Annotated in this window: 27 protein-coding genes and 3 pseudogenes; 15 read left to right on the forward strand and 15 right to left on the reverse strand. The window is 70.9% G+C overall.

Going from position 1 to position 25,278, the window contains the following annotated elements:
• The first annotated feature begins 145 nt into the window (after positions 1-145).
• Entirely contained in the window at positions 146-523 is a 378-nt protein-coding gene (gene ndhC, locus Phou_RS22120; protein WP_173057758.1) for an NADH-quinone oxidoreductase subunit A, read from the forward strand.
• A gap of 99 nt (positions 524-622) precedes the next feature.
• Here ndhC and folP read toward each other — a convergent pair whose 3' ends face one another.
• Positions 623-1,435, reverse strand: coding sequence for a dihydropteroate synthase (gene folP, locus Phou_RS22125; RefSeq protein WP_246273819.1), 813 nt, complete (start codon positions 1,433-1,435; stop codon positions 623-625).
• A 118-nt stretch (positions 1,436-1,553) separates the two neighbouring features.
• Here folP and Phou_RS22130 point away from each other — a divergent pair, with 118 nt between their 5' ends.
• The 4 genes from Phou_RS22130 to Phou_RS22145 are packed head-to-tail and all read left to right on the forward strand — an operon-like array spanning position 1,554 to position 3,891.
• A complete protein-coding gene (locus Phou_RS22130) occupies positions 1,554-2,255 on the forward strand; it encodes a DivIVA domain-containing protein (protein WP_173057762.1) in 702 nt (233 codons plus the stop codon).
• Entirely contained in the window at positions 2,252-2,734 is a 483-nt protein-coding gene (locus Phou_RS22135) for an SRPBCC family protein (RefSeq protein ID WP_173057764.1), read from the forward strand. The genes Phou_RS22130 and Phou_RS22135 overlap by 4 nt, the downstream gene beginning before the upstream one ends.
• Positions 2,734-3,306, forward strand: coding sequence for a DNA-3-methyladenine glycosylase I (locus Phou_RS22140; protein ID WP_173057766.1), 573 nt, complete (start codon positions 2,734-2,736; stop codon positions 3,304-3,306). Before Phou_RS22135 ends, Phou_RS22140 begins: the two co-directional genes overlap by 1 nt.
• Before the next feature lie 12 nt (positions 3,307-3,318).
• Positions 3,319-3,891: a hypothetical protein gene (locus Phou_RS22145; protein WP_173057767.1), complete on the forward strand. Its 573-nt coding sequence runs from the start codon at positions 3,319-3,321 to the stop codon at positions 3,889-3,891.
• Position 3,892: 1 nt separating this feature from the next.
• Here Phou_RS22145 and Phou_RS22150 read toward each other — a convergent pair whose 3' ends face one another.
• Together Phou_RS22150 and Phou_RS22155 are read right to left on the reverse strand one after the other, a co-directional pair.
• Positions 3,893-4,684 (reverse strand): enoyl-CoA hydratase-related protein, encoded by a 792-nt coding sequence (locus Phou_RS22150; protein WP_173057768.1) that lies wholly within the window; start codon positions 4,682-4,684, stop codon positions 3,893-3,895.
• Positions 4,681-5,487 (reverse strand): PaaX family transcriptional regulator, encoded by an 807-nt coding sequence (locus tag Phou_RS22155; protein ID WP_173057769.1) that lies wholly within the window; start codon positions 5,485-5,487, stop codon positions 4,681-4,683. Before Phou_RS22155 ends, Phou_RS22150 begins: the two co-directional genes overlap by 4 nt.
• A gap of 192 nt (positions 5,488-5,679) precedes the next feature.
• On the opposite strand from Phou_RS22155, the gene Phou_RS22160 reads away from it, so the two are divergent.
• A complete protein-coding gene (locus Phou_RS22160) occupies positions 5,680-5,847 on the forward strand; it encodes a DUF3117 domain-containing protein (protein WP_007455245.1) in 168 nt (55 codons plus the stop codon).
• Positions 5,848-5,924: 77 nt separating this feature from the next.
• Positions 5,925-7,376, forward strand: coding sequence for a leucyl aminopeptidase family protein (locus tag Phou_RS22165; protein ID WP_173057770.1), 1,452 nt, complete (start codon positions 5,925-5,927; stop codon positions 7,374-7,376).
• 9 nt (positions 7,377-7,385) lie between these two features.
• Here Phou_RS22165 and Phou_RS22170 read toward each other — a convergent pair whose 3' ends face one another.
• The gene (locus Phou_RS22170; protein ID WP_173058793.1) at positions 7,386-8,015 is read right to left on the reverse strand and encodes an O-methyltransferase; all 630 of its coding nucleotides are present in this window, start codon (positions 8,013-8,015) and stop codon (positions 7,386-7,388) included.
• Positions 8,016-8,208: 193 nt separating this feature from the next.
• Here Phou_RS22170 and Phou_RS22175 point away from each other — a divergent pair, with 193 nt between their 5' ends.
• A complete protein-coding gene (locus tag Phou_RS22175; protein ID WP_173057771.1) occupies positions 8,209-9,543 on the forward strand; it encodes a S1C family serine protease in 1,335 nt (444 codons plus the stop codon).
• Positions 9,544-9,602: 59 nt separating this feature from the next.
• Complete coding sequence (locus Phou_RS22180) at positions 9,603-10,019, forward strand: twin-arginine translocase TatA/TatE family subunit (protein ID WP_173057772.1); 417 nt, start codon at positions 9,603-9,605, stop codon at positions 10,017-10,019.
• A 19-nt stretch (positions 10,020-10,038) separates the two neighbouring features.
• Here the strand turns inward: Phou_RS22180 and Phou_RS22185 are convergent.
• The 3 genes and pseudogenes from Phou_RS22185 to Phou_RS22195 all read right to left on the reverse strand — a co-directional run bounded on the left by Phou_RS22185 (position 10,039) and on the right by Phou_RS22195 (position 13,281).
• Positions 10,039-11,180: pseudogene (locus Phou_RS22185) on the reverse strand (Mrp/NBP35 family ATP-binding protein).
• A 294-nt stretch (positions 11,181-11,474) separates the two neighbouring features.
• Positions 11,475-12,026 (reverse strand): DUF1003 domain-containing protein, encoded by a 552-nt coding sequence (locus tag Phou_RS22190; RefSeq protein WP_173057773.1) that lies wholly within the window; start codon positions 12,024-12,026, stop codon positions 11,475-11,477.
• A complete protein-coding gene (locus tag Phou_RS22195; RefSeq protein WP_173057774.1) occupies positions 12,019-13,281 on the reverse strand; it encodes a magnesium transporter MgtE N-terminal domain-containing protein in 1,263 nt (420 codons plus the stop codon). The genes Phou_RS22190 and Phou_RS22195 overlap by 8 nt, the downstream gene beginning before the upstream one ends.
• Positions 13,282-13,313: 32 nt before the next feature.
• Between Phou_RS22195 and Phou_RS22200 the strand changes: the two genes are divergently transcribed.
• Complete coding sequence (locus Phou_RS22200; RefSeq protein WP_173057775.1) at positions 13,314-14,165, forward strand: PhzF family phenazine biosynthesis protein; 852 nt, start codon at positions 13,314-13,316, stop codon at positions 14,163-14,165.
• Between the two features lie 3 nt (positions 14,166-14,168).
• Here the strand turns inward: Phou_RS22200 and Phou_RS22205 are convergent, their stop codons facing one another.
• Complete coding sequence (locus Phou_RS22205; protein ID WP_173057776.1) at positions 14,169-14,654, reverse strand: hypothetical protein; 486 nt, start codon at positions 14,652-14,654, stop codon at positions 14,169-14,171.
• Positions 14,655-14,681: 27 nt separating this feature from the next.
• Positions 14,682-15,383, reverse strand: a complete 702-nt coding sequence (locus Phou_RS22210) for an HAD family hydrolase (protein ID WP_173057777.1) — start codon at positions 15,381-15,383, stop codon at positions 14,682-14,684.
• 139 nt (positions 15,384-15,522) lie between these two features.
• On the opposite strand from Phou_RS22210, the gene Phou_RS22215 reads away from it, so the two are divergent.
• Both Phou_RS22215 and Phou_RS22220 read left to right on the forward strand, forming a co-directional pair.
• The gene (locus Phou_RS22215; RefSeq protein ID WP_173057778.1) at positions 15,523-16,437 is read left to right on the forward strand and encodes a DMT family transporter; all 915 of its coding nucleotides are present in this window, start codon (positions 15,523-15,525) and stop codon (positions 16,435-16,437) included.
• Positions 16,438-16,539: 102 nt separating this feature from the next.
• A pseudogene (locus tag Phou_RS22220) lies at positions 16,540-17,494 on the forward strand (HpcH/HpaI aldolase/citrate lyase family protein).
• A gap of 3 nt (positions 17,495-17,497) precedes the next feature.
• Here the strand turns inward: Phou_RS22220 and Phou_RS22225 are convergent.
• On the reverse strand, positions 17,498-17,932 hold the full coding sequence (locus Phou_RS22225) for a DUF4190 domain-containing protein (RefSeq protein ID WP_173057779.1): 435 nt from the start codon (positions 17,930-17,932) through the stop codon (positions 17,498-17,500).
• A gap of 106 nt (positions 17,933-18,038) precedes the next feature.
• Here Phou_RS22225 and Phou_RS22230 point away from each other — a divergent pair, with 106 nt between their 5' ends.
• Together Phou_RS22230 and Phou_RS22235 are read left to right on the forward strand one after the other, a co-directional pair.
• Positions 18,039-18,836, forward strand: a complete 798-nt coding sequence (locus Phou_RS22230) for an SDR family NAD(P)-dependent oxidoreductase (RefSeq protein WP_246273675.1) — start codon at positions 18,039-18,041, stop codon at positions 18,834-18,836.
• Positions 18,837-18,927: 91 nt separating this feature from the next.
• Complete coding sequence (locus tag Phou_RS22235) at positions 18,928-19,842, forward strand: IS982 family transposase (protein WP_173054427.1); 915 nt, start codon at positions 18,928-18,930, stop codon at positions 19,840-19,842.
• Positions 19,843-19,947: 105 nt separating this feature from the next.
• Here Phou_RS22235 and Phou_RS55020 read toward each other — a convergent pair whose 3' ends face one another.
• The gene (locus tag Phou_RS55020; RefSeq protein WP_308784490.1) at positions 19,948-20,172 is read right to left on the reverse strand and encodes a DUF4190 domain-containing protein; all 225 of its coding nucleotides are present in this window, start codon (positions 20,170-20,172) and stop codon (positions 19,948-19,950) included.
• Positions 20,173-20,661: 489 nt separating this feature from the next.
• Here Phou_RS55020 and Phou_RS22245 point away from each other — a divergent pair.
• Positions 20,662-21,857: pseudogene (locus Phou_RS22245) on the forward strand (acyl-CoA dehydrogenase family protein).
• A gap of 169 nt (positions 21,858-22,026) precedes the next feature.
• Here Phou_RS22245 and Phou_RS22250 read toward each other — a convergent pair.
• The 4 genes from Phou_RS22250 to Phou_RS22265 form a co-directional block, all read right to left on the reverse strand.
• A complete protein-coding gene (locus Phou_RS22250) occupies positions 22,027-22,665 on the reverse strand; it encodes an excalibur calcium-binding domain-containing protein (RefSeq protein WP_218579063.1) in 639 nt (212 codons plus the stop codon).
• A gap of 74 nt (positions 22,666-22,739) precedes the next feature.
• Entirely contained in the window at positions 22,740-23,522 is a 783-nt protein-coding gene (locus Phou_RS22255; RefSeq protein ID WP_173057781.1) for a hypothetical protein, read from the reverse strand.
• Between the two features lie 105 nt (positions 23,523-23,627).
• The gene (locus tag Phou_RS22260; RefSeq protein ID WP_173057782.1) at positions 23,628-24,041 is read right to left on the reverse strand and encodes a CoA-binding protein; all 414 of its coding nucleotides are present in this window, start codon (positions 24,039-24,041) and stop codon (positions 23,628-23,630) included.
• A 24-nt stretch (positions 24,042-24,065) separates the two neighbouring features.
• Complete coding sequence (locus Phou_RS22265; RefSeq protein ID WP_173057783.1) at positions 24,066-25,160, reverse strand: hypothetical protein; 1,095 nt, start codon at positions 25,158-25,160, stop codon at positions 24,066-24,068.
• Between the last annotated feature and the right edge of the window lie 118 nt (positions 25,161-25,278).

Here is a 25,278-nt window from a genome sequence, read left to right on the forward strand (position 1 = left end):
AGGTGGCACCCGGGTGTGCGCGTCCCCGCCTTGATTTGTCCACCCATGAGCGTACGTCGAACGACTCAAGTCATCCTTAACCAGTCCGCCGGATGAGACCCCTAGACAAGGCGCGTAAGCAAGATCACGCGGTACGCTGCGGGCCGTGGACGGTTATCTGGGTTCGTACGCGACACTCGGGTTACTGCTGCTCGCGGCCGTTCTGGTGTTCGTCGGGGCGTTTTCCGCCAACCGCCTGCTCAGCCCGGCCAGCCCAGCCGAGCCCGCCGGCAAGCGCGAGGCGTACGAGTGCGGCGTCGACCCGGTCGGCGGTGACTGGGCACAAGCCCAGATCCGTTATTACGTTTATGCATATCTATATGTGCTCTTTGCGGTCGAGAGCGTGTTCCTCTTTCCGTGGGCGGTGATCTTCGACCGCCCCGGCTTCGGCATGGTCACCGTCGTGGAGATGGCGATCTTCGTCGCGGTGCTGGCGCTCGGCATCCTCTACGCCTGGCGCAAGCGAATCCTCCGCTGGACGTGACCTGGTCCGAGTAGGGCATTCCGGACAAACCTGCCATGACCGCGCGAGCTCTTCCAGATTGCGAACTTCTTGCCGCTCAGGTCGGGAGGCGCTCCTGCTCTAGGCGAGTGCGCGGCGGGAGACGGCCGGCGGGCGGTCGCCCCTGATCGACGCGACCATGTCGAGGACCTGGCGGGTGGGGCGCACCTGGTGGGCGCGGAAGACGCGTGCGCCGAGCCAGGCTGACACCGCGGTCGCCGCGAGCGTGCCGGAGAGCCGTTCGGGCACGGGCAGGTCAAGCGTCTCGCCGACGAAGTCCTTGTTCGAGAGCGCGACAAGCACCGGCCACCCGGTGTCGACGAGCTCGCCCAGCCGCCGGGTCAGCTCCAGCGAGTGACGGGTGGTCTTGCCGAAGTCGTGCGCCGGGTCGATGAGGATGCCATCGGGGCGTACGCCCAGGTCACGGGCGCGCTCCGCGAGGTGCGTGACGGTCGAGACGGCGTCCGCCACCACGTCGTCGAACGCGGGCCGGTGCGGGCGGGTGCGCGGCCGCAGTCCGCCGGCGTGCGCGCAGACGAGACCGGCCCCGGTCGCCGCGGCCACCTCGGCGAGCGCCGGGTCGGCACCGGCCCAGGTGTCGTTGATCAGGCCGGCGCCGGCCGCCACCGCCTCCCGGGCGACCTCGGCCCGCCAGGTGTCGATCGAGATCACCAGGTCGGGGTGCTCCGCGTGCACGGCGGTGATCGTGCCGACGGTACGGCGGATCTCCTCGGCCACGTCGACCTCGGCGCCCGGACCCGCCTTGACCCCGCCGATGTCCACGATCTGCGCGCCCTCCTCGACCGCCTGGTCGACCGCGCGGAGGGCCGCGTCCGGGGAAAAGGTCGAGCCCCGGTCGAAGAACGAGTCGGGAGTGCGGTTGACAATGGCCATCACGACCAGCTCACCGGGCCCGAAAACCCGTCCACCAAGGCGCAGATCGTCCACGTGATGAAACTTAGACCGGGGTGGCGGGGTCGCCCGGCTCGGCCAGGCGTGCCACGATCGGTCCATGGGTCAGGTACTCCTCCTCGTGGTCGTGGCGTTGACCGTCGCCGCTGTCGTTTTCGGGGTCACCGTGCTGGTGACCGGCGGTGATTCGGGCTTGGGCACCGCCGAGCCAGATGGCCGCGCGATGCCGCTGCCGGCCACTCGCCCATTGGTAGAGGCTGATGTGTCGGCGGTCCGGTTCGACACGACGGTGCGCGGCTACCGCATGGCCCAGGTTGACCAGGCGCTGCGCCGGGCGGCCTACGACATCGGATACAAGGACGAGCTCATCGGCGTGCTGGAGGCCGAGGTCATCGCGCTGCGCGAGGGCCGCGCGAGCGACGCCGAAACGCTGCGCCGGGCCCGTGAGGCGGCCCTGGTGCCGGCCGGCGCGGGTTACGGCAACGCCTCGCCGGGCCTGGTCGACCTCGGCGAGGTGACCCCGCCGCGGAAGGAGACCGGCGGCGAGGAGAGCGACGAGGTCGAGGGCGTGGCGACGGCGACTGCCGCGGCGGTGCCCGGCCCGGTGGTCACGGGCGCGGCGGTGACGGCCGACGAGGTGCTCAGCGACGACACCGACGACGAGGTCGACACCGACGCCACCGATCCCGCGGAAGCCGAGGCCGGCGATGCCGGGGCGGTCGAAGATGGCGAGGACGAGCCGGATGACGCCACCGACTCGGACGCCCGGCGCACGCTCCCCGACCGGGACGAGAGGGCATGAGCGAGGAAGACCTACGCTCCGCGGCCGAACCGGGTTCGGGCGAGGTCACCGCCACGGTGATCGTCAACGCGCCGGCCGACGCGGTCTTCAAGGCGTTCACGGCGTGGGAGCGGCAGTCCGACTGGATCCCGTTCACCAAGGTGCGCGTGGTGGAAGGTGACGGCGGCGAGGGCAGCCTTGTCGAGGCGGTCACGATGATCGGGCCGGCGACGCTGCGCGACGAGATGCGCGTCGTACGGGTCGACCCGCCCTACGAGGTGCGTGTCGTGCACTGCGGCCGCCTCCTGCGCGGCCCTGGCGTCCTGCGCTGCACGCCGATGGGTGAGGGCCGCACGCAAGTGGTGTGGCACGAGTGGTTTCACCTGCCCGGCGGCGTCGCGGGGCGTGTAGCGTGGCCGGTGCTGTGGCCAGGCTCCAAGGTGAGCCTGACCCAGGCGTTGAAAAAGTTCGCCCGGCTTGTGGAGGCGGGAAAAATCTGATGTCCGACCTCGTGATCGGGGCCGATGGGCTACCCCGTTGCGGGTGGGGCGGGCGCACTGCTGAGTACATCGCGTACCACGACGACGAGTGGGGCCGGCCGGTGCGCACGGACGACGGCCTGTACGAGAAGGTCACGCTGGAGGCCTTTCAGTCCGGGCTGTCCTGGCTGATCATCCTGCGCAAGCGGGAGTCGTTCCGGGCCGCGTTCGACAACTTCCACATCGAGACCGTCGCCAAGTACGGCGAGGCCGATGTGACCCGCCTGCTCGCCGACGCGGGCATCGTGCGCAACAGGGCGAAGGTGGAGGCGGCCATCCAGAACGCCCGCGCCGCCCTCGACCTGCCCGACGGCCTGGCATCGCTGCTGTGGTCGTTCGCGCCGGCGCCGCGCACCCGCCGCCCGAGGTCGTTTGCCGAGGTGCCCGCGCTGACGCCCGAGTCGACCGCGATGGCCAAGGCGCTGAAGAAGAGCGGGTTCCGCTTCGTGGGCCCCACGACGGCGTACGCGCTGATGCAGGCGACCGGCATGGTCGACGACCACCTCGACGGGTGTCACGTCACGCTCCCGTGATGGGATGGCGGGATGGGGCACTGGGCGGTGGTCATCTCGGATGAGCGGCACGAGGCGGAGCGGCTCTTCCACCACGACACGCTGGAGCTGACCGGCTTTGACGGGCCCCGCCCGGCGCCCGGTGACGACGTGCTGGTGGTGGCCGGAAAGGAGCCGCCCGCAGTGGTGGCACTCGGTCGGGTGCAGCTGGTGATGCCCGAGCGCGACCCCGACGACCCGGCGCCCGGCGATGATGATGAGCCGCTCGTCGTGACGTACACGCGAAGGGCCTTCGACGAGCCCGTGCCGGCCGAGCGGCTCGCGCTGACGCGGCCGGTGGCCCCGGTCGACCCGGAGACGTTTCGGGCGATCTCCGGCAGGCTCCAGCCGGCCGCCGACCGCACCACCTGGATGGTCAGCCTCGACCTGCCGATCGAGGCGTCCACCCCGGCGGAGGCGGTCCGGGTCTTCTGGTCGTACGTGATGGAGCTCGGCCCCCGCGAACTGCCCGCGTTTGTCTCACCGGCCGGCGACGAGCTGGCGATGCAGGCGTTCGTGCTGGGTGAGCAGGCCAACCTCGACCCCGAAGAGGACGACGAGGACTGACCTAGCGGCCCTCGAACGCCGGCTTTTCCTTGGCCACGAAGGCGGCCGTCGCGTTGCGGTGGTCGGCGGTGGCGCCGCAGATCGACTGGGCCTGCGCCTCCGCGGCGAGCGCGTCCGCGAGCGTGCCCGCGTCACCGACGGAGAGCTGGCGCTTGATCGCTCCGTACGCCACCGTGGGGCCCGACGCCAGCCGCGCGGCAAGCTCCTGGGCCGTGGCCAGCACCTGCTCGTCGTCGTCGACCAGGCGGGTGAGCAGGCCCAGCCGCTGCGCCTCGGCGGCGGGCACCGGCTCGGCGAGCATGAGCAGCTCGATCGCCTTGGCGTGACCGACGAGGCGGGGCAGTGACCAGGAGACGCCGGTGTCGCCGGCGAGCCCCACGTTGGCGAAGGCCATCAGAAACGTGGTCTTGGGCCCGCCGATCCTGAAGTCGGCGAGCAGCGCCAGTGAGGCGCCGGCGCCGGCCGCCGTGCCGCGCACGGCCGCGATGACCGGCTTGGGCAGGCCGGCAAGGCGCGCGGCGATCGGGTTGTAGTGGGCGACCACGGTGCCGAGCGGGTCGGTGGTGCCCGTCTCGAGGGTGGCCACGTGCTCGCGGAGGTCCTGCCCCACGCAGAAGGCCCGCCCCGCGCCGGCCAGCACCACCGCCCGGACCGTCCGGTCGCGCTCCAGCTCGCCCAGCGCGTCCCGGAGCGCCTCCTTGAGGGCGGTGTCGAGGGAGTTGAGCGACTCCGGCCGGTTGAGCGTGACCGTGGCGACGGCACCGTCACGCTCGACGAGAAGTGGTTCGGTCACGGTTGCGCGCCTTTCTTCTGGTCCAAGCAAAGATCCACGTACCGGTCGGCCGCCGGCCGCAGCCGCGCGGCGTGGCGGTCGAAGAAGGCCGCCGCGCTGGTGCCCGCCCAGCGCTCGGGGAGCAGGGCCGGCGGCAGCTGCGGGTCCCGGAACAGAAAGGTACGCCAGGCGTGCACGAGCCGGAATCGTGCCGCGTAGGCCTCCTCGTCGCTGCTGCGCGTGGTGACCTGGCCCAGGGCCTCGCGCTGCTCGCCGACAAACCGCTCGTACGCCGCGCCGATCTCGCCGAGGTCCCAGGCCCGGCGGACCACGCCCATCGCGCCGGGGCCGCCCATGGCGTGGCTGGCACTGAACCGCTCGTGCCGGATGCCGGACTCGTTGAGCAGCCCGTCGACGTCTTCGCCGGGGCGGGGCGCGACCCAGGTGCGTTCGTCCAGCGAGCCGTACCCGAGGAAGGACAGGTTGGCCGCCAGCCGCTGCCGGTCGCGGCGGGACGCGGGAGGCTCCAGGACGATCAGATCGAAGCGCCCGTCCCAGCTGATCTTGCCGGTGCGGTAGATCCGGGAAGCCGCCTCGTCGAGCCGGCGGGCGGCTTTGGGAGTCAGCAGGTACCCGGGGCCGGCCGAAAGCCGTAGCGGATGAAGCCACCCTTGACGGACCATACGGGACACCGCCGTGCGCACCGCGGGGGGCGCGATCCCGAGTGGAGAAAGCAGCCTGACCAGGGCGGCGACGGGTGCCCGCCCGCCCCTGGGGCGAAGGTAGTCGCCGTAGAGGTCAAATAGCGCCGACCGTGCCTGCATGACGGGACATTGTGACAGCCGCCTTCACGATAAACTAGATGTTGTCACATCAATCCGGCTTCAGTTTGGGCTCAGCGGGTTTCATCAGGGAAAATCGTTGGTCGGCACCGCGGGCCGTGAGCGCGGTGACGCTGACGGAGTGGCTGTGGGGAGACTCACCGACCCAGGTGTAGAGGTCTGAGGGGAGACAAGATGGCGGCGATGAAGCCGCGGACGGGCGATGGTCCGCTGGAGGTCACCAAGGAGGGCCGGGGCATCGTTATGCGGGTTCCGCTGGAGGGTGGTGGCCGACTCGTCGTCGAGATGACTCCCGACGAGGCGAACGCGCTCGGGGACGCGTTGAAGGCCGCCGCCGGATAACTGCCAGTTCCGAAAGGCCCGCCGGTGCGGCTGTCCGTGCCGGCGGGTCTCTCTGTCGTAAACCTGGAGGTAGCACCGTGACGGCCATCCGCCTCGCGGCTGAGTCGGGCGCCGCGCGCGCCGTCGCCCTGGCCGTTTACGCCCCGGATGGTGGGCCGGTGCTGCCGCTGATCGCGTACGACCTGCCTGAGGACGCCCGCGCGGAGGCTGCGGAGCTGCTGGGCGACCTCGACGGCGACGCGGGGGTGACGCGGGCGCTGCGCCGCCCTCTGCGTACCCCCGAGCACCTCCTCCTGGTAAACGCCGGCTCCGGCGACGAAAGCGGCTGGCGGGCCGCTGGGGCGGCCGTGAGCAGGGCGTTCGCGGATGAGATGTCGATCACGATAGCCATGCCGGCCGATGTCTCGCCGGAGGCCGTCCGCGGGTTCTCCGAAGGGCTGCTGCTGGCGGCGTACCGCTTCTCGATGCGGGACGAGCCGGCCGCCGAGCGCGACGTGACCGTGGTGGTCGGCGACCCCGAGCGGTACACCGAGGCGCTCGCCACCGCGCGGGCCACGGCCGACGCCACCCGACTGGCCCGCGACCTCACCAACACCCCTTCGTCACTGAAAAACCCGGCCTGGTTTGCCGACCAGGTGGTAGGGGCGGTCGGCGGGCGGCCCGGCCTGAGCGTCACGGTGCGCGAGCCGGAGCAGCTCGCTTCCGAGGGCTTCGGCGGCATCCTGGCGGTGGGTGCCGGTTCGGCCAGCCCACCCCGCTTCGTCGAGCTCTCCTGGCATCCGGAGGGCGCCGTGACGCACGTGGTGCTGGTCGGCAAGGGCATCACGTTCGACACCGGCGGTATCTCGATCAAGCCGGTCGACGGCATGAAGCTCATGCGCAAGGACATGGGCGGCGCCGCGTCGGTCATCGCGGCCACGCTGGGTGCCGCTGCCCTGGACCTGCCGGTACGCGTCACCGCGCTCGCCCCGCTCGCGGAAAATCTGCTGAGCGGCTCGGCGTTCCGCCCCGGCGACATCGTGCGCCACTACGGCGGGGTCACGAGCGAGACGACAAACTCCGACGCCGAGGGCCGGCTGGTGCTGGCCGACGCGCTCGCGTACGCCATCGAGCACCTCTCGCCCGACCTGCTGATCGACCTCGCGACCCTGACCGGCGCGAACGCCGTGGCCCTCGGCAAGCGCACCGCGGCGCTCTACAGCGAGAGCGACGAGCTGGCCGCCGCCCTGATCGGCGCCGCCGAAGAGGCTGGCGAGCAGGCGTGGCGGATGCCGCTGGCGGCCGACTACGTGGAGTACCTCGGCAGCGACGTCGCCGACCTTTACAGCGCGCCGGACCGCGGCGCCGGCTCGGTGACCGCCGCCCTGTTCCTGCGCGAGTTCGTGGGCGACCTGCGGGATCGCTGGGTGCACGTGGACATGTCGGCGCCGTCCTGGTCGGACAGCGCCGACGGGGTACTGGCGAAGGGCGCGACCGGCTGGGGCGTACGGACGCTGATGCGCTGGCTCGCCACCCTGCCCGCGGCGTAGACCGCGGCGTCAGGCGTGCTTGACGGCGGCGAGTAGGCCGTCGCCGGCGGGGAGCAGCGCCGGTATCCACTCCTCGCTCTCCCGCACCGCCTTCACCACCTCGCGGATCGTCACGGTGTCGAGGTCGCGCGCGGCCGGGTCGCCGATGCGGCCGCCGGCCAGCGCGCCGTTGAGCGCGAGCACGCCCGCCGGGCGGAGCAGCCGGAGGGCGGCGTCGACGCAGGCGCCGAACTCAGCGGGGTCGGCGTCCACAAAGATCATGTCGTACGCGCCGTCGGCCAGCCGGGGGAGCACGTCCAGCGCGCGGCCGGCGATGATCCGGGTGCGCGAGGGCGCGAAGCCCGCCTCCTGGAATATCCGCCGCGCGATGCGCTGGTGCTCGCTTTCCAGGTCGATCGTCGTCAACACTCCGTCTGGCCTCATGCCGCGCAGCAGCCACACGCCGCTCACGCCGGTGCCGGTGCCGATCTCGACCACCGCTCGGGCACCACCGGCCGCCGCGAGCAGCCGCAGTGCGGCCCCCGCGCCGGGCGCGACCGGCTCCAGCCCCACCTCACGGGCGAGCGTGCGCGCGGTCTGCAGGACGATGTCCTCGGCGACGTACCCCTCGGCGAACTGGAGTGCCTGAGTGGTCGACAGACCACCGAAGCGTGCGACCGTGGCGATGGTGGACCTCCTGCTGCGGGGATGTCGGTCGGGGTATGCCGGGTGTCGGTCGAGGTATCAGCCTACGGGCGCGGGTATCGCAACGGGACCCGGCGCATCGGCTGAATGCTTCCGTTCCTATCCTTCCCACCCACCCGCCCCATCTCTGATATCCGTGCCATCCTGGATGAACCGAAGTACCGACTGGGAGGCAGCGAACGTGACGGACGGCTGGCACTGGCACCAGCCCGACGGCACCGCGACGCCGGCGACTTCGTCGCCGTCGGCGAGGCCGCCGGTGACCCCTCATGCTGCCGGTTCACCCTGGTGGTCCGACGCTCTGGGCGACCCCTGGCGCGACCCGCGCGCACCGGCCGCCGTGGTCCTGCCGACGCCGCCGAGTCCGGGCGCCGCACCCGAGCCGGTCACCGACCCGGCCGCCGCGTCGCGGCGCGGCCTGACATCGGTGCTGTTGATCGCGATCTTCTCGGCGCTGCTCGCCGGCGCGCTCGGCGGCTCCCTTGGGTACGCGCTCGCCCTGCGCGGGGGAGTCGGCGGGGGCACCGTGCTGGGCAGCGGGCCAAACGGCGAGGCGCCTGCGGTCGCCCAGCGCCCACCGGACTCGCTCGCGGGCGTGGCCGAGCGGGTGGCGCCCAGCGTCGTGACCGTCCGCGCGGCCACCAAGGGAGGGACCAGCATCGGGTCCGGCTTCGTGGCCACCGCCGACGGGTACGTGATCACGAACGACCACGTCGTCGAAGGCGCGACGGGCGGCGCCACGGTCGTCTTCAACGACGGCGCGACCGCCTCCGGCTCGATCGTGGGACATGACGCGGAATCGGACATAGCGGTCATCAAGGTGTCGCGGCCCAACCTCGTACCAGTCGAGTTCGGTGACTCGGAGGCCATCGCGGTCGGCGACCCGGTGCTCGCGTTCGGGTCGCCGCTCGCGCTCGCCAACACCGTTACCGCCGGCATCGTCAGCGCGCTCGACCGGACGATCCAGTCCGGCGAGCCAGGCGGCCAGGTGCGCTACTACGCGGCCATCCAGACCGATGCCGCGGTCAACCAGGGCAACTCCGGTGGTCCGCTGGTCGACAGCGGCGGCCGGGTCGTGGGCGTCAACTCGGTGATCAAGTCGCTGGCGGCCGACGAGGAGCAGGCCGGCAACATCGGCCTCGCGTTCGCCATCCCGATCAACCAGGCCAAGCGGGTGGCCCAGGACATCATCGACACCGGCAAGGCGCGCCGGACGGTCATCGGCGCCCAGGTGGACGGCAGTGGCCGCAACCCGGGCGGAGGCGCCCGCCTCACCGCCGTCGACGCCGGTGGCCCCGCGGCCGCCTCCGGGCTCCGCGCCGGCGACGTGGTCACCAAGCTCGACGGACGGCCGGTCGAGCAGGCCACCGACCTGATCGCCCTCGTCCGCAAGTACGCTCCGGGCGCGGTGGTCACCGTCGAGTACCGCAGGGGCAGTTCAAAGCAGAATGCGTCAGTGACGCTGGCGGCGGATGCGAAGTAGGGTTTCCCTGTTGCCGGCGGGGGTCCTCGGCCGCCGGCGCGTGGAGAGGGGTCCCTGGCGTGTTCGAAAACCTCAACTGGTGGGAGATCGGCGCCCTCCTGCTGCTCGCGCTGCTCATCTTCGGTGACAAGCTGCCCAACGTGATCTCCGACGGCCTTCGCATGGTGCGCAACCTGCGCAACATGGCCCGAAACGCCACCGGCGACCTCAGTCGGGAGCTGGGCACGGACATCCAGCTCGAAGACCTGCACCCCAAGGCGTTCATCCGCAAGCACCTGCTCAGTGAGGAAGACGAGGAGGCGCTGCGCAAGCCGCTGCGGGGGATCTACGACACCGTCAAGACCGACCTCAACGGCGTCAAGGACGAGATCAAGGACGTGGCCGCCTCGGCCGACATCCGCACGCCGGCCAGCACGCCCGCGCCCGCGTCGACCCCGGCCACGCGGCAGCACCGCTTCGACGTCGACGCGACCTGAGCGCCCGCCCCTACACGATCTAGCGGGACGGGCGGAGCCCCAGCGGCCTGCCCACCAGCGACTCGCGGCGCACCGCCAAGCGGTCGGCCACCTGCCGCAACGCGACAGAAGCGGGCGCTTCCGGCGCATCCAGCACGATCGGTCGACCCGCGTCGCCGGCCTCCCGCACGCGGGTGTCGAGCGGGATCTGGCCCAGCAGCGGCACCTGGGCGCCCATCACGCGGGTCAGCGACTCGGCCACGGTGGCACCGCCGCCCGCGCCGAAGATCTCCATCCGCTCGCCGTTGGGCAGCTCCAGCCACGACATGTTTTCCACCACACCGACCAGGCGCTGGTGGGTCTGCAGCGCGATCGCGCCGGCCCGCTCGGCCACTTCGGCGGCCGCGGTCTGCGGGGTGGTCACCACCAGGATCTCGGCGTTGGGCAGCAGCTGCGCCAGCGAGATCGCCACGTCGCCGGTGCCCGGGGCAGGTCGAGCAGCAGCACGTCGAGATCGCCCCAGTACACGTCGGCGAGGAACTGCTGGAGGGCCCGGTGCAGCATCGGCCCGCGCCAGACGACCGCCGCGTTGCCGGCGGTGAACATGCCGATCGAGATGACCTTCACACCGTGCGCCTGCGGCGGCATGATCATGTCTTCCACCCGGGTGGGCTTGCCGTCCGCGCCGAGCATGCGGGGCACCGAGTGCCCGTAGATGTCCGCGTCGACCACGCCGACCGAGAGGCCGCGGGCGGCCAGCGCGGCCGCCAGGTTGACCGTCACGCTGGACTTGCCGACGCCGCCCTTGCCGCTTGCCACCGCGTACACCCGGGTGCGCGCGCCTGGCTGGGCAAACGGGATCACCGGCTCGGGCGTGGCGCCGCCACGCAGCCGGGTCTGCAACTCCTGCCGCTGCTCCGTGCTCATCACGCCGAAGTCGATCTCGACGGCTGTCACGCCCGGCACCGCGCTCACCGCGGCCGTGATGTCGGTGCGGAGCTTGTCGCGCAACGGGCACCCAGCGACCGTGAGCAGCAACTCGACCTTTACCGCGCCGGACTCGTCGACGGTGGCCGAACGGACCATGCCGAGATCGGTGATCGGCCGGCGGATCTCCGGGTCGTCGACGGTGGCGAGAGCGGCCTGCACCGCTTCCTCGATGGTGCTTACCGGTGCGGACATGTACGCCATGCTACGTCGACCGAAACCGCCGCCCGGCAGGCCTCGGCGCCCAAAGGCGTGCATTTTAAGTCACTCGTCGGCCCTGTGTGGTCTTTTTGGATATTGTCGGTTTCCGGCTGGACTCCGTACCCCTCCAGGTGCGACGATCGTTGAAGAACGCCGCGCGCCTGGCCCCTTGGGGCGCGCGGCGCCACCCTTTCCAGGACACGCGCGAAGAACGCCGCCCGCCCGGCCACAGCGCCTCAGTGCGGGCGCGCGGCGCCACCCTTTCCAGGCCAAGCGTGAGAACGCCGATCAGGGGGCGTCGCTGTCCAGCTCGTCATACGGCTCGGACGGCACCTTCTTCTTCGTGGCCTTGCGGGCACGTTTCTGCGACTCCGCGATTTCCTCGCCGAGCCGCTGCAGCTCGGAACGGACGAAGTCGCGGGTCGCGACCTCCCCAAGTGCGATCCGCAGCGCCGCGATCTCGCGCGCCAGGTACTCCGTGTCCGCCTTCTGCATCTCCGCCCGCCGCCGATCCTGCTCCAAGGCCACGCGGTCGCGGTCGGCCTGCCTGTTCTGCGCGAGCAGGATCAGCGGCGCCGCGTACGACGCCTGCAGCGACAGCACCAGCGTCAGGAACGTGAACGTGTACGGGTCGAAGCGCAGGCTCGCCGGCGCCAGCGCGTTCCAGCCGATCCACAGCAGGATCACCACGGTCATGTAGACCAGGAACTTCGCCGTGCCCATGTACCGGGCGATGCCCTCCGACCACTGCCCGAACGACTCCGGGTTGAAGCGCGGCAAGCGGACCCGGCGCGGCTCGCGGGGCTGGTCCAAACGGCCGGGGCGGTGTGTGTCAGCCACCGTCGCCTCCCGGCGGGGTGTCCCGGTCACGCCAGTCCGGCGGCAGGGAGTGGTCGAGGACGTCGTCGACGGTGACCGCGCCGACCAGCCGGTTGGCGCTGTCCACCACCGGCAGCGCGACAAGGTCGTACGTCGCCATCCGCCGGGTCACCTCCACCAGCGGCGTCTCCGGCCGTAGCGGGTCGATGCCGCTGTCCAGCACCCCACCGAGTATCTCGGCGGGCGGCTCCCGGAGCAGCCGCTGGAAGTGCACGATGCCCAGATATCGCCCGGTGGGGGTGGCCATCGGCGCGCGGGTGACGAAGATCTGCGCGGCCACGGCGGGCGGCAGCTGCGGCTCGCGGATGCGGGCCAGCGCCTCGGCCACCGTGCTGTCCGGGGTGAGGATCACCGGCTCCGACGTCATCACGCTGCCGGCCGTCCCCTTCTGGTACTTCATCAGCTGGCGGACCGGATCGGCCTCCTCCGGCTCCATCAGCTCGAAGAGCACCTCCTGCTCGGCGCGGGGTAGCTCGGCGAGCAGGTCGGCCGCGTCGTCCGGGTCCATCTCCTCCAGCACGTCGGCCGCCCGCTCACGGTCGAGCGCGGCGAGGATGCCCACCTGGTCGTGCTCGGGCAGCTCACCCAGCACGTCGGCGAGGCGTTCGTCGTCGAGGGCGGCGGCCACCTCGTTGCGCCGCCCGTCGGTCATGTCCTGCAGCGCGTTGGCCAGGTCGGCGGGGCGCATGCCTTCGAGCAGCGCGAGCAGGTTGGCCGTACCCTGCGTGTCCGGTACCCCGATCAACCCGCGCGCCCGCGCCCAGTCGACCTCGCGCAGGTGCCCGCGGCGGCGGGTGAGGCGGCCGGTCTGCTCGCGCACGGCGACGCGTACCAGCGACCACTCGCCGCCCCGGTTGGCCTCCATCGCCACGTCGACGACGACGCCCGGCACCTCGTCCGGCTCGATCGTGACGCGCCGGTCCAGCAGGTCTTCGAGCACCAGTAGCTCGTTTGGGCGCTTTTCGAAGCGGCGCAGGTTGAGCGTGCCGGTGCCGAGCTCCACGGCGTCCGTGTCGATCGAGGTGACGCGACCCATCGGCAGGAAGATGCGGCGGCGCAGCGGCATCTCCGCCACCAGGCCGACGACCTGCGGTGGCCGGTTGGTGGTGCGCAGCCGCACAACCGCGTCCCGGACCCGACCGACCTGGTCACCGTTCGGGTCGAACACGGGGAGCCCGGCGAGCCGGGCGACGTACACCCTGGTCGCCGTGGTCACCTGCTCAGCGTAGTGCCATAGGCTGCGGAGGCATGTCGACCTTGGACTACCAGATCGTGGACGTGTTCACCGACCGGGCTTTCGCGGGCAACCCGCTCGCCGTGGTCTTCGGCGCTCATGAGCTGGCCACCGAGCAGCTGCTGGCCATCGCGCGGGAGTTCAACCTCTCGGAGACCGTGTTCATCCTGCCGCCCACCGACCCGGACGCGGCCACCTACCGCGCGCGGATCTTCACGCCGAAGGTGGAGCTGCCGTTCGCCGGTCATCCCAGCGTCGGCGCGGCCGTCGTACAGGCCGGCGGGCCAGGGCGGGTGATCCAGGAGTGCGGCGCCGGCCTGCTGCCGATCGAGGTGACCGCGGACGGCCGGGCCACGCTCACCGGCGGCGTACCCTCGATCGGTCCCGAACTCGACCCCGCGCCCCTGCTCGCCGTCGCCGGCCTGACCGCGGCGGACTTCGTCGGCCCGGCGCCGCGGATGGCTGGGTGCGGCATCGAGTTCCCGTACCTGGCCGTGCGTCCGGACGCCGTCGCCCGTGCGGTGCTCGACCATGGCGCTGCGGTTCGCGAGGGTATCGACGACGTGCTGATCGTCGGGTGGGACGCGGCCACGAGCCGCGCGCACGTGCGGATGTTCGGCCCCGGCGTCGGCGTGGTGGAGGATCCGGCCACCGGCTCGGCCGCGCTCGGGCTCGGCGTGTGGCTCGTGGCGAACGGGCTGCTGCCCGGCGAGGGCGTGTCGCCGTACACGGTGCTCCAGGGCACCGAGATCCAACGTCCGTCCACACTGGAGTGCACGGTGGCGGCCGAGGGTGGCGTGGCGGTGCGGGCGACCGTGACCGGTCAGGTCGTGCCGGTAGCTGAGGGCCGGATCACGATCCCCTGAGGCTCAGCGCCGGGCGCCGCGGACGCGGTGCAGGCGGAAGGGGCGCTTCGCCGGCCGCGCGGCAGGCGACTCGCGCGGCGGCGCCGCCTCGGACGCGTCGCCCGGCTCCTCCGGGTCGCCGGCGGGCACCAGCCGGTTGACGCTGCACTCGGCGGCCCACCGCTCGACCAGGGCGGTGGCGGTGCCGGGCGCGTTCAGCCGCTTGGCGGCGAGCTGGGGCGCCACGGTGGTCCACTCCTCGCTGCGCGGGTCGACGCGGGTGACCTCGGCCGGCCACGTCACGATCCGCCCGCCGTGGTCGCCGCGCAGGCTCACCCGCGCCTCCTCCGCGTAGGCGAGGCCGGGCGCGTCCTGCTCGCCCCGGCCGCTCACGATGTAGAGCGCGTCGTCGATCGGCATGCACCACAGCGCGAGGGCCGGGCCGCCGTCGACGGACACCCACGCGACGGCCGCCTTCTTCAACGCCTCGCTCACCAGCGGATCCGCCATATGGGCATCATGCCGCAAAGTCGTGCGTCAGCCGACCGGCACCGGCGTACGGTCGACCATCCGTACCAGCTCCCACAGCGCGGTAACCGTCGGACCGGCCCACTCCGGCTCGGGGTTGAAGACGAGGTGGTGCGAGAGGTCGGGCGCGTCGAGCCGCACGGCGGTCATCCCGAGCTCGACCGCCCCGGTCAGCTCCTGGCTGCCGCCGTCGCCGACATAAAGGCACTCGCTCGGTGGCGCGCCCAACCGCGCGCACGCCTCCAGGTAGATCGCGTGGTGCGGCTTGCACGCTCCGATCTGGACGGAGTACGCGCAGGCGTCCAGCAGGCCGGCCACCGGCAACGCGGGCAGCAGCTCCGGCAGCTCGTGGGTGCAGTCGCTCACGACCGCCGTACGCAGGCCGCGATGGCGCAGCGCGCGCAGTGTCGCCACCGCGTCCGGGCGCAGCACGGTGTCGGCACTCATCGCGGCCCACCGGGCGGCCAGCGCGGTCCGCACCCGTCGCCGCGAGGGCCAGACGCCGACCTGCACCGCAAGCCAGCGCATCGTCTCCTCCGCCGAGCCGTACCCACCTCGGGCACGGTCGTAGTACGAGCGGTCGAGCACCTCGACCAGCGCGTCCGGGTCGCAGCCCAGGGCCTCCGCGACCGCCCTGTGCGCGGGGCCTCGCCGCACAGAAATGGTCAAGGTCCCAAAAAAATCAAAAAGCACCGCACGGTACGCGGACACGATGAATCAGCCTCCAATGTGTCCTCTGAGCATTCCGGGGCACGGATCGGGCGAGCGTATCTGGATCACGACGGAGGAACTGTCAGCCACTGTTAGTAATGAGATCACTGCAACAAGTTACGTGTGAGGATAAACCACCGTGCATCACCGCCTTGATCCCCTCACGCTGGCGGCGATCGGGCTCGCCGTGGTCGCCGTCTCCTCGTCGGCACCCCTCATCGCGTACGCGGCCGCACCCGCCCTCGCCATCGCCTTCTGGCGCAACTTCCTCGCCGTCGGCGTGCTGGGTCCCGCCGCACTCGTGAGCCGCCGTGCGGAGCTGCGGGACATGATCACCGGCGACCGCCGGCGGGAGCTGCGGTACAGCGCGCTGGCCGGCCTCGCGCTCGCCGCACACTTCGCCACCTGGATGCCGAGCGCCCAGCTCACCTCGGTGGCCACCGCGACCGCACTCGTCGCCACCCAGCCGGTATGGCAGGGGCTGCTCGCGCTCGCACAGGGGCGGCGCCTGCCGCCGACCACCTGGATCGGGATCGGCATCGCGGTCACCGGCGCGATCATCGCCACCGGAGCCGACGTCGGCTCCTCCGGCCGTGCGCTCGCCGGCGACCTGCTGGCGCTGGCCGGCGCGGTTTCGATCGCCGTTTACACCTCGCTCGGGGAGCGGGCCCGCACGACGCTGACCACCACCGCGTACACCCTCGTCTGCTACTCGGTCTGCGCCGCCACGATGCTGGTCGTCTGCCTGGTCGGCGGCGTCCAACTCGGCGGGTACGGCCACACGACCTGGCTCGCCATCCTCGGCATCGTGCTGGGGGCGCAGCTGCTGGGGCACTCGATGTTCAACTACGCGCTGCACAAGGTCTCCGCGACCACGGTCAGCATGCTGGTGCTGCTCGAGGTGCCCGGCTCGGCGCTGATCGCCTGGCTCTGGCTGGGGCAGGTGCCGCGCGCCGCCGCGTACCCCGGCCTCGCCCTGCTCGTCGCGGGCGTCGCAGTGGTCGTGCTCGGCAGCGCGCGGACGCTCCGCCGCCCCGCGGAGCCGGTGGTGTGACCGCGCGGGTGAGAGATCTTCCACAGGTTGGTTCTCGCCGGTCGGCGGCCGACGTTACCGTTGGGTAGTCACGCACCTTACCGATCGCTAAGGAGCCGTCCGATGGTCGCAGCTGGACGCCCGCGCCGCTCCTGCCTGGCGGTGCCGGGTTCGAGCGTGAAGATGCTTGAGAAGGCTCGGGTTTGCCGGCGGATCAGGTGTTTTTGGATTTGGAGGATGCGGTCGCGCCGTTGGCGAAGCCGGATGCGCGTAAGAACGTGGTGGCGGCGTTGAACGAGGGTGACTGGGGTGGGCGGACGCGGGTGGTGCGGGTCAATGATTTGACGACGCCGTGGACGTATCGGGATGTGGTGGAGGTGGTCGAGGGGCGGGGGCGAGCCTTGACTGTGTGATGTTGCCGAAGGTGCAGTCGGCGTCTCATGTGCAGTGGCTGGATTTGACGTTGACGCAGATCGAGAAGGCGTTGGGTTTGGAGGTGGGGCGGATCGGGATCGAGGCGCAGATCGAGAATGCGGCTGGTCTGGTGAATGTGGATGCGATCGCGGGGGCTTCGCCTCGGGTGGAGACGGTGATTTTCGGGCCGGCGGATTTCATGGCGAGTGTCAACATGCGTTCGTTGGTGGTGGGTGCGTTGATTCCGGAGTATCCGGGGGATCCGTATCACTACATCCTGATGCGGATCTTGATGGCTGCGCGGATGCATGACAAGCAGGCGATCGATGGCCCGTTCCTGCAGATCCGGGATGTGGATGGGTTTCGTGAGGTGGCGAAGCGGTCGGCGGCGTTGGGGTTTGACGGTAAGTGGGTGTTGCACCCGGGTCAGATCGACGCGGCGAACGAGGTGTACTCGCCGGCTCAGGCGGATTATGACCATGCCGAGTTGATCCTGGACGCGTACGAGTTCTACACGTCGGAGGCGGGTGGCCGGCTGGGTGCGGTGATGCTCGGTGACGAGATGATCGACGAGGCGTCGCGGAAGATGGCGTTGGTCATCGCGGCCAAGGGGCGCGCGGCCGGGATGAGCCGCACGACCTCCTTCACACCACCCGAGGGCTGAGCCTCAGTACGTCGTGCCGCTCTCGCTGTTGATCGCGAGAATGATGATGACGACGTAGAAGGCGATGACCAGCACGAGCAGTCCGGTCAGGATCCAGCCGACGATGATGCCGGCCAGCGCCAGGCCGTCGCCCCCCTCGCCGCGCTCGCGGATCTGCTTGCGCGCGATGTGGCCGAGGATGGCACCCACCGGCGCGCTGATGCACGTCGCGATGCCGGCCAGTGAGCAGACCAGCGCGGCGATCGCCATGCCGTTGGTGGGCGGCGACGGCGGGTACGGGGCGTACCCCGGGTACATCGGCGCCGCGTACCCCTGCGGAGGTGCGGCGTACCCCTGTGGGATCGGCTGGCCGCTCACGGGGTAGCCCGGGTCCTGCGGCTGTCCGGCCTGAGACGGCCAGGAAGGATCGCTCCAGTTACCGGGCTGTTGGTACGTCATCGCGATCTCCGTGGTAGGGGGTGGCCGTCAGGGTAGTCGCACCCGACCACTCCTTGGGGTACCCCCGTCGTTGCCCATGTCGGACGGACCGGGCAGGATCGCGGGCATGGACGACGACGCGACCACCCCTGTGCCCGACTACGGCTCGCTCCGCCTCGACGGTCGGGTTGCGCTGGTCACCGGCGCAGGCAGCGCGGACGGTATCGGGTACGCGACCGCCCGCAGGCTTGTCGACCTCGGCGCGCGGGTGGCGATCGTGTCGACCACGCGCCGCATCCACGAGCGCGCGTCAGAGCTGAGCGCCACCGGGTTCGTCGCCGACCTGACAGACGAGTCCGAGGTGGGAGCGCTGGCCGACGCGATCGCCGAGCAGCTGGGCGACGTCGAGGTGCTGGTCAACAACGCCGGCCTCGCCAGCCGCACCAGCCCGGAGGTGCTGCGGCCGGTCGCGCAGCTCACGTTCGACGAGTGGCGTGCCGAGATCGACCGCAACCTGACCACGGCGTTCCTGTGCAGCAGGGCGTTCATCGGCGGTATGGCCGAGCGTGGCTGGGGACGCATCGTCAACCTCGCCGCCACCGCCGGCCCGATCAACGCGCTGCCCACCGAAGCGGCGTACGCGGCGGCCAAGGCCGGCGTGGTCGGGCTCACCCGGGCGCTGGCCATGGAGATGGTCGCCGACGGCGTGACGGTAAACGCGGTCGCGCCGGGCACGATCTACACCGCGGCGTCCACGGTGGCCGAGCTCAAGCAGGGTCTGGGCACGCCGATCGGGCGGCCGGGCACGCCGGACGAGGTCGCCGCCGCCATCACGTTCCTCTGCTCGCCCGCCGCGTCGTACATCACCGGGCAGATGCTCGTCGTCGACGGGGGCAACAGCGTGCGCGAGGCGCAGTTCCGCTAGACGATCTATTCCAAGGGGGGTACGGGGCAGCAAGCGAAGACGAGGGCGTCCATGATCGACGTTGCTGAGCAACGATGACCATGGAGGCCACGTGCACGTCGATCTGGACACCCTCGCCACCGCACTGTACGTGAAGATCGACGACGAGTTGAAGGCGTCCCCGCAGCTCAACCGGTACCGACCTACGGTCGGCATCGACCCGAAGATCACCGATGCGGAACTGATCACCGTCGCGGTGCTGCAGGTGCTGCTCGGCCACCACCACGAGACCCGGTGGCTACGCCGGGCCCGCAAGGACATCGGGCACCTGTTCCCGTACCTGCCCAAACAGCCCGGCTACAACAAACGCCTACGTGCCCTGACCACCCAACTGGCACACCTGATCGCGCTGCTGGCCGCCGACACCGACCTGTGGCACCACCCGATCCGCCTGGCCGACTCCACCCCAGTGCAGTGCGGCACCTCCCGCACCACCACCCAAAACTCCGACCTGGCCGGCTGGGCCGGATACGGCTACTGCGCCTCCCACTCCCGCAGATTCTGGGGCCTGCGCCTACACCTGGTCACCACCGTGCACGGCCTACCCGTCGCATTCGCCCTGACCAACCCGAAGGCCGACGAGCGTGACGTACTGGTCGACCTGATCTGTTTGCAACCGGCCATGTTCCACCACCCCGACGGTCTGATCCTGGTCGTGGACAAGGGCTACCGCGACCGCCGTACCGAAGACTGGCTCAACGAAGCCACCATCGAGGTCATCCGGCCCGCGTACCGCACCGACCCGCCACGACCCGGAAAGACCCTGCTCCGCGCCGTCCGGCAGAACATCGAGTCGGTCAACGACACCCTCAAAGACCAACTCAACCTCGAACGCCACGGCGGCCGAACCCCCGCCGGCGTCGCCATCCGCGTCCTGCAACGCCTCCTCGCCCTGACCGCAGCCATCTGGCATAACTGGCACACCGGCCAACCGATCATGCGCTCACTGACCGCCTACGACCACTGACCCCTTGGAATAGATCGTCTAGGCCCGTGGCGGCGCCCCCGGCTGGCAAGGTCCGAGCCGAGGAGCGCAGCGACGAGCCCGGACCGCGCCGGCGGCCGGAGCCGGTCAGTACGTGGTGCCGCTGCCGTCACCGCTGGCGATGGCAGCGATCACGCCGATGCAGCAGAAGGCCAGCGTCACACCGGTGAAGATGTAGCTGAGCACGAGACCGGCGGTGGCCAGGCCACTGCCCTGCTCGCCGCGCTCCTTGATCTGCTTCTTCGCGATGTGGCCGAGCACGATGCCCACCGGAGCGAAGACGAACGCGAACACCAGCGACAGGATCGCCATCACGTTCGTGCTGCTCGACTGGGCCGGGTAGCCGGTCGTCGGGTACTGCGGCGAGCCGTATCCCTGAGCGCCGTACTGCGGAGTGCTGTACTGCCCCCCGTACGGCTGGCTCCCGTACTCCTGACCCGAGTACGGCTGCCCGGTGTAGGGCTGGCCGCTGTACGGCGCGGCGGGCGAGCCAGGCTGGCTGCCGTAGGACGGCCCGGAGATCCGGGCGGCTGGCTGCCGTACGGCGCGGCCGGGGACCCGGGCTGCTGCGCACCGTACGGATCCGAGTACGGCTGCTGCGGCTGATTAGGGTCGTAAGGCTGGTGCGGCTGGTACGGGTCGGTCATTCTGTTTGCCTCCTTGTCCCCCGGCACGCTACTAGGCCCGGTGAACCTTTTCACACACGTCCCGCGGCGCCGTCGATCGGAGCATACTGAGCAAGCGTTCAGTTACCAGCCGGTAACGAACGGGACCCGGAAATGACAGGATCCGGAGGCACCCATGGCCCGCCTCGCCCAGACGCCCGGTCTGACCGACGTCCAGCGCGCCATTCTGGAAACCGTTCGCGAGTTCGCCGATAAGGAGATCATCCCGCACGCACAGCGGTTGGAGCACGCGGATGAGTATCCAGCTGACATCGTCGACGGCATGCGGGAGATGGGACTCTTCGGTCTCACGATCGCCGAGGAGCACGGCGGGCTGGGCGAGTCGCTGCTCACGTACGCGCTCGTGGTGGAGGAGCTGTCCCGCGGCTGGATGTCGATCTCCGGGATCGTCAACACGCACTTCATCGTCGCGTACCTCATCTCGCACCACGGCACCCCGAGCAGAAGGCCGCCCTGCTGCCGCGGATGGCGACCGGCGAGGTGCGCGGCGCGTTCTCCATGTCGGAGCCCGGCTGCGGCTCGGACGTGGCGGCCATCCGCTCCAAGGCGGTCCGCGACGGCGCCGACTATGTCCTCAATGGACAGAAGATGTGGCTGACCAACGGCGCGTACTCCTCCGTCGTCGCCACGCTCGTAAAGACGGAGACCGGCGCCGAGTCCGTGTACGGCAACATGACGACCTTCCTGCTGGAGAAGGAGCCCGGCTTCGGCGAGACCGCGCCCGGCCTCACCATCCCCGCAAAGATCGACAAGATGGGCTACAAGGGCGTCGAGACCACCGAGATGATCCTCGACGGCGTGCGCGTACCACCATCCACTGTGCTCGGTGGCGAGGCCGGCGTGGGCCGCGGCTTCTACCAGATGATGGACGGCATCGAGGTGGGCCGCGTCAACGTGGCCGCGCGCGCCTGCGGCATCTCCATCCGCGCTTTCGAACTCGCCGTCGCGTACGCCCAGCAGCGCCAGACCTTCGGCGCGCCGCTGGCCAAGCACCAGGCGATCGCGTTCAAGCTCGCCGAGATGGGTACGAAGATCGAGGCGGCGCACGCCCTGATGGTCAACGCCGCCCGCCTCAAGGACTCCGGCGCCCGCAACGACGTCGAGGCCGGCATGGCCAAGCTGCTCGCGTCCGAGTACTGCGCCGAGGTGGTGCAGGAGGCGTTCCGCATCCACGGCGGCTACGGCTACTCCAAGGAGTACGAGATCGAGCGCCTCATGCGCGAAGCGCCGTTCCTGCTGATCGGCGAAGGCACCTCGGAGATCCAGAAGACGATCATTTCGCGCGGCCTGCTCAAGGAGTACCGCGCCTGACGACCCGCGACCTTCTCGGCCTTCAGAAGCCTTAACCCCGAAACAGATGCGAGCTACCGCGATGTCCGCGGTGGTCCGGACCGTTGCTCCCGCGGCCTCACCCTCCGCGGTCGGCCAACTCCTTAGCGGCCGCCGCCAAGAGGCAAGGGCCGCGGGAGGAACGGGTCTCCTAGCCGCGTTCCTTCTTCTCCTTCTCGTCGCAGGCGATGCCGTTGCCGTCCTTGTCGAGCTTGGCCGAATAGCCAGGGTCGCCCGGATAGAGCGGCGCCGCGCCAGCCTGACGGGCCTTGTTGCAGTTCTGGTAGTACACCGTCGTGGGCGTCTGTGGCGCGGCCGAAGCGGAGGTGGGGGCCGAGGCGCCCACCTGGGCGGCGGCGGTGGTCGGGTTGGCGCCGGGCGCTGTCGTGGAGATCTCTGGCGGGGAGCCGGACTTGCCCCCGGCCGGTGGCACGCGCTCGGCCGGCGCGCCGCGTCCCGTCGACGGTGGTGGCTGGATCGCCGGCTCGGGCACCTCGCGCGTGGGGCCCTGCGGCGCCTGTGCCAAGGGTGCGGGGTTGGCGAGCACCACCCCGAAGACCGTGGTGCCGAGCGCGAGCGCGACCACGAGCGCCACCACGAACAGCACGAACCTGCGCCGGCTGCCCCTCCTCCCCGCGCGCGACGACGGACCGGGCAGGGGCGTCGAGTCGGGCACCGGCCGGCCCTTGCGGAGCGGGCGGTAGTGCGCGGATGCCTGGTTGGCCCGCCCGTAGATCGCCGCGCGCCGCTGCTGCTGCTGCGACGGCTCGTCGGCTGGCGGGAACGTCACCCGAAGAGTTTTACATGTACGAACGGCACAGATGGGGCCGATCCACCACCGCGCTGTCAAAAACCTGATCGACGTCAAGGTTGGAGATCCAACGCGGCGACCAAGCGGTCGAGCTCCTGCCGCGTGCCGATCTCGGCCCGGTGCTGGGGATTGTCGACGTAGTGGCGGATCGCGCCGGCCAGAAAAGCGCCGTCGACGGCGAGCCAGCGGTGGAGGATTCGCACCACGTACGCGCCGTACTCAGGTGACTGCCTGCGCACCAGCAGTGAGATCTGCCGAGGCTTTTCCACCGGCGCCGGCGGCCCGCTCGCGAGCACGGCTTCCCAGCGCACCAGCTGGGTGCGCAGGCTTCGCACGAGCAGCCCGCCCGGCCGCAGCTCCACCCGCGGGCCGCGGAAGAGCGTCCAGCCCGCGACCGTAAAGATCACGGCGACGGTCGCCAGCGTCTGCGCCCAGCCGGCCGCCGAGATGCTCACCTCGCCGTCGGGCGCGCGGTCGGTGGCCAAGCCGTTGCCTGCCAGAAACATCAACATGATGACGAACGGCCCCACCATCCACGGCGAGGTCGGCGTCACGAACGCCGGGCGCCCGCGATCCGGGCCGAGCAGCAGCGTCCTCGGTGCCGGTCGCGGCCGTGGACACAGCCGGGTGAAGGCGAGCAATGGTACGGCCAGCGCCGTCACCGCGCCGGCCGCGTAGACCACGAACGCGGGCATGAAGCTCAGCCGCCAGGACATCGGCTCGATGCCGAACTCCACGACCACCCGCAGCGCGAACGCGCCGAGCCCGAGCAGCAACGCCGTCGCCTGGACGTTGCTCACGCTGGTGGTCAGATCCTCCCGGACATGTCGGGTCACGAGATCTCCGGACCGGGCGAGGGGGTGGCCGGGACGGTCATGCTTCGCAGGGTAGGAAAACCTCTCGTCCGGCGCGAGTCCGGTTTTGTGCGACTCCGGCACGGCTTAGGCGACCGGGCGTCGGGTGAGCTGGCCCAATGCGCGCTCGACCGCCAGGCAGCGGTCCTCCACGTAGTCGATCCCGGCCGCCGTGGCGATGCGCCGTGCCTCGGCCGAGACGATGTCGAGCTGCAGCCACACGGCCGGTGCCCCGATCGCGACCGCCTGGCGCACCACGTCGACCGCGTCGTGTGCCGGGCGGAACACGTCGACAAGATCGACCTTCTCCGGGATGTCGGCGAGCGTCCGGTACACCTTCTCGCCGAACAGCTCGTCCGCGAACGGGTTGACCGGAATGATCCGCCAGCCGTGGCGCTGCATCTGCAACGGCACGGTGTGTGACGGCTTTTCGGGGTCGCGGGACGCCCCGACCACCGCGATGACCGCGGCTTCCGCCAGGATCTGCTGAGGGCTTCGCACGTTCCGACGATAGCTCGACCTCGATCACGCTCTTGGGGTGCGGCCGCCGGCGCGGTCGAGGACGTCGGTGGCCAGCCTGTGCAGCGGGTGCTCGGGCGGTACCGCGTGCAGGATGCTCCGCGCGATCTCGGTAGCCGCGGTGGCGTCGCCCTCGTCGCCGCCGCGCTCGTACCGCTCGAGATGGGTCGCGCCGACGTCGAGGATGCGCTCGAGGTAGTCCATGTGCTCGGGCGCCGTCGCCTCCACCGCCGCGTGGGCCGTGCGCAGCGCCTCGGCCAGATCCCCGGCGTCGCGGGTGGCCTCGTAACGCGCGCGGTACGCCTGGTGCAGCCCGCTGAGCCGCGTGCCGAGGCCGGGGTCGTCGGGCGTGGTCGTGTCCACCGCGGTCCGCATCTCGGCCAGTGCCGTGTCGAGCTCGGCGGGATCCTGTGACACGTACGCGTACCGCAGCAGCCGCGCCCGCCCGAGGTTGGACAGGTACATCGGGCGGTCCTCGTGGTCCGCGGCGGCGGCGTCCAGCGCCTTCCGGTACGACTCGACGGCCGCGTCCAGGTCACTGATGTCCATAGTGGACACGAAGCGGGCCTGGAGAAAGCCGGCGAGCGTGCTGAGCCTGTTGGTGTACCTCGCGTCGTACGGCGCGGTCTCCCTGATCACCGCCTGGGCCGTCGTGATCGCCTCGCTGAGGTCGGCGACATCGCCGGTGCGGCCGAAGCGCAGGTGCTGCGCCTCCGCGAGGTTCATCCGGAGGGTCAGGCTTTCCGACCAGTCCCGGCACTCGCGGATCGCGTGCCGCGTGGCGGTGACGACCCCGTCGATCTCGTCGAGCGCCGACCCGGCGAACGCGTGCACGGCGACGCGCCGCGGGCGCAGCCGCGCCGGCTCCTGCGGCACCTGGGCAAGCTTGCGCAGCTGCTCGGCCAGGTCGGGCACCCAGTCGTGCACCTGCGCCAGCAACGACTCTGCCTGCTCACGGTCCACAGTGTCGGGCCGGGCGACGTCGCGCGCGTGGTGCAGCAGGCCGGCCGCGTGGTACGCGTGTATCCACGGCAGCGCACCCTCGCCGCGGGGATATCCGGTCTCGTCGATCACCGCCAGCAGCGCCCGGGCGTCGCGCACGCCTGCTTGATCGAGAATGTCCTCTGCGTCGCCGCTGTTGACGTACCGATTGACCCTGGCCCGAACCGCGGCGAGAAGCTCATCCGGCGGAAGCACAGTCAAGTAGAGCATCCACCGG

It is taken from the genome of Phytohabitans houttuyneae (assembly GCF_011764425.1).
Taxonomy (GTDB): Bacteria; Actinomycetota; Actinomycetes; order Mycobacteriales; family Micromonosporaceae; genus Phytohabitans; species Phytohabitans houttuyneae.

Bases quoted from the DNA above. Each gene is read 5' to 3' on its own strand.
- Phou_RS55020 (WP_308784490.1), bottom strand. From the start codon at position 20,172: ATGGCGATCCTGTCGCTGGTGTTCGCGTTCGTCTTCGCTCCGGTGGGC.
- Phou_RS22200 (WP_173057775.1), top strand. From the start codon at position 13,314: ATGTCGACCTTGGACTACCAGATCGTGGACGTGTTCACCGACCGGGCT.
- Phou_RS22230 (WP_246273675.1), top strand. From the start codon at position 18,039: ATGGACGACGACGCGACCACCCCTGTGCCCGACTACGGCTCGCTCCGC.
- Phou_RS22140 (WP_173057766.1), top strand. From the start codon at position 2,734: ATGTCCGACCTCGTGATCGGGGCCGATGGGCTACCCCGTTGCGGGTGG.
- folP (WP_246273819.1), bottom strand. From the start codon at position 1,435: ATGGCCATTGTCAACCGCACTCCCGACTCGTTCTTCGACCGGGGCTCG.
- Phou_RS22225 (WP_173057779.1), bottom strand. From the start codon at position 17,932: ATGACGTACCAACAGCCCGGTAACTGGAGCGATCCTTCCTGGCCGTCT.
- Phou_RS22175 (WP_173057771.1), top strand. From the start codon at position 8,209: ATGAACCGAAGTACCGACTGGGAGGCAGCGAACGTGACGGACGGCTGG.
- Phou_RS22155 (WP_173057769.1), bottom strand. From the start codon at position 5,487: ATGCAGGCACGGTCGGCGCTATTTGACCTCTACGGCGACTACCTTCGC.
- Phou_RS22160 (WP_007455245.1), top strand. From the start codon at position 5,680: ATGGCGGCGATGAAGCCGCGGACGGGCGATGGTCCGCTGGAGGTCACC.
- Phou_RS22135 (WP_173057764.1), top strand. From the start codon at position 2,252: ATGAGCGAGGAAGACCTACGCTCCGCGGCCGAACCGGGTTCGGGCGAG.
- Phou_RS22145 (WP_173057767.1), top strand. From the start codon at position 3,319: ATGGGGCACTGGGCGGTGGTCATCTCGGATGAGCGGCACGAGGCGGAG.
- Phou_RS22205 (WP_173057776.1), bottom strand. From the start codon at position 14,654: ATGGCGGATCCGCTGGTGAGCGAGGCGTTGAAGAAGGCGGCCGTCGCG.
- Phou_RS22130 (WP_173057762.1), top strand. From the start codon at position 1,554: ATGGGTCAGGTACTCCTCCTCGTGGTCGTGGCGTTGACCGTCGCCGCT.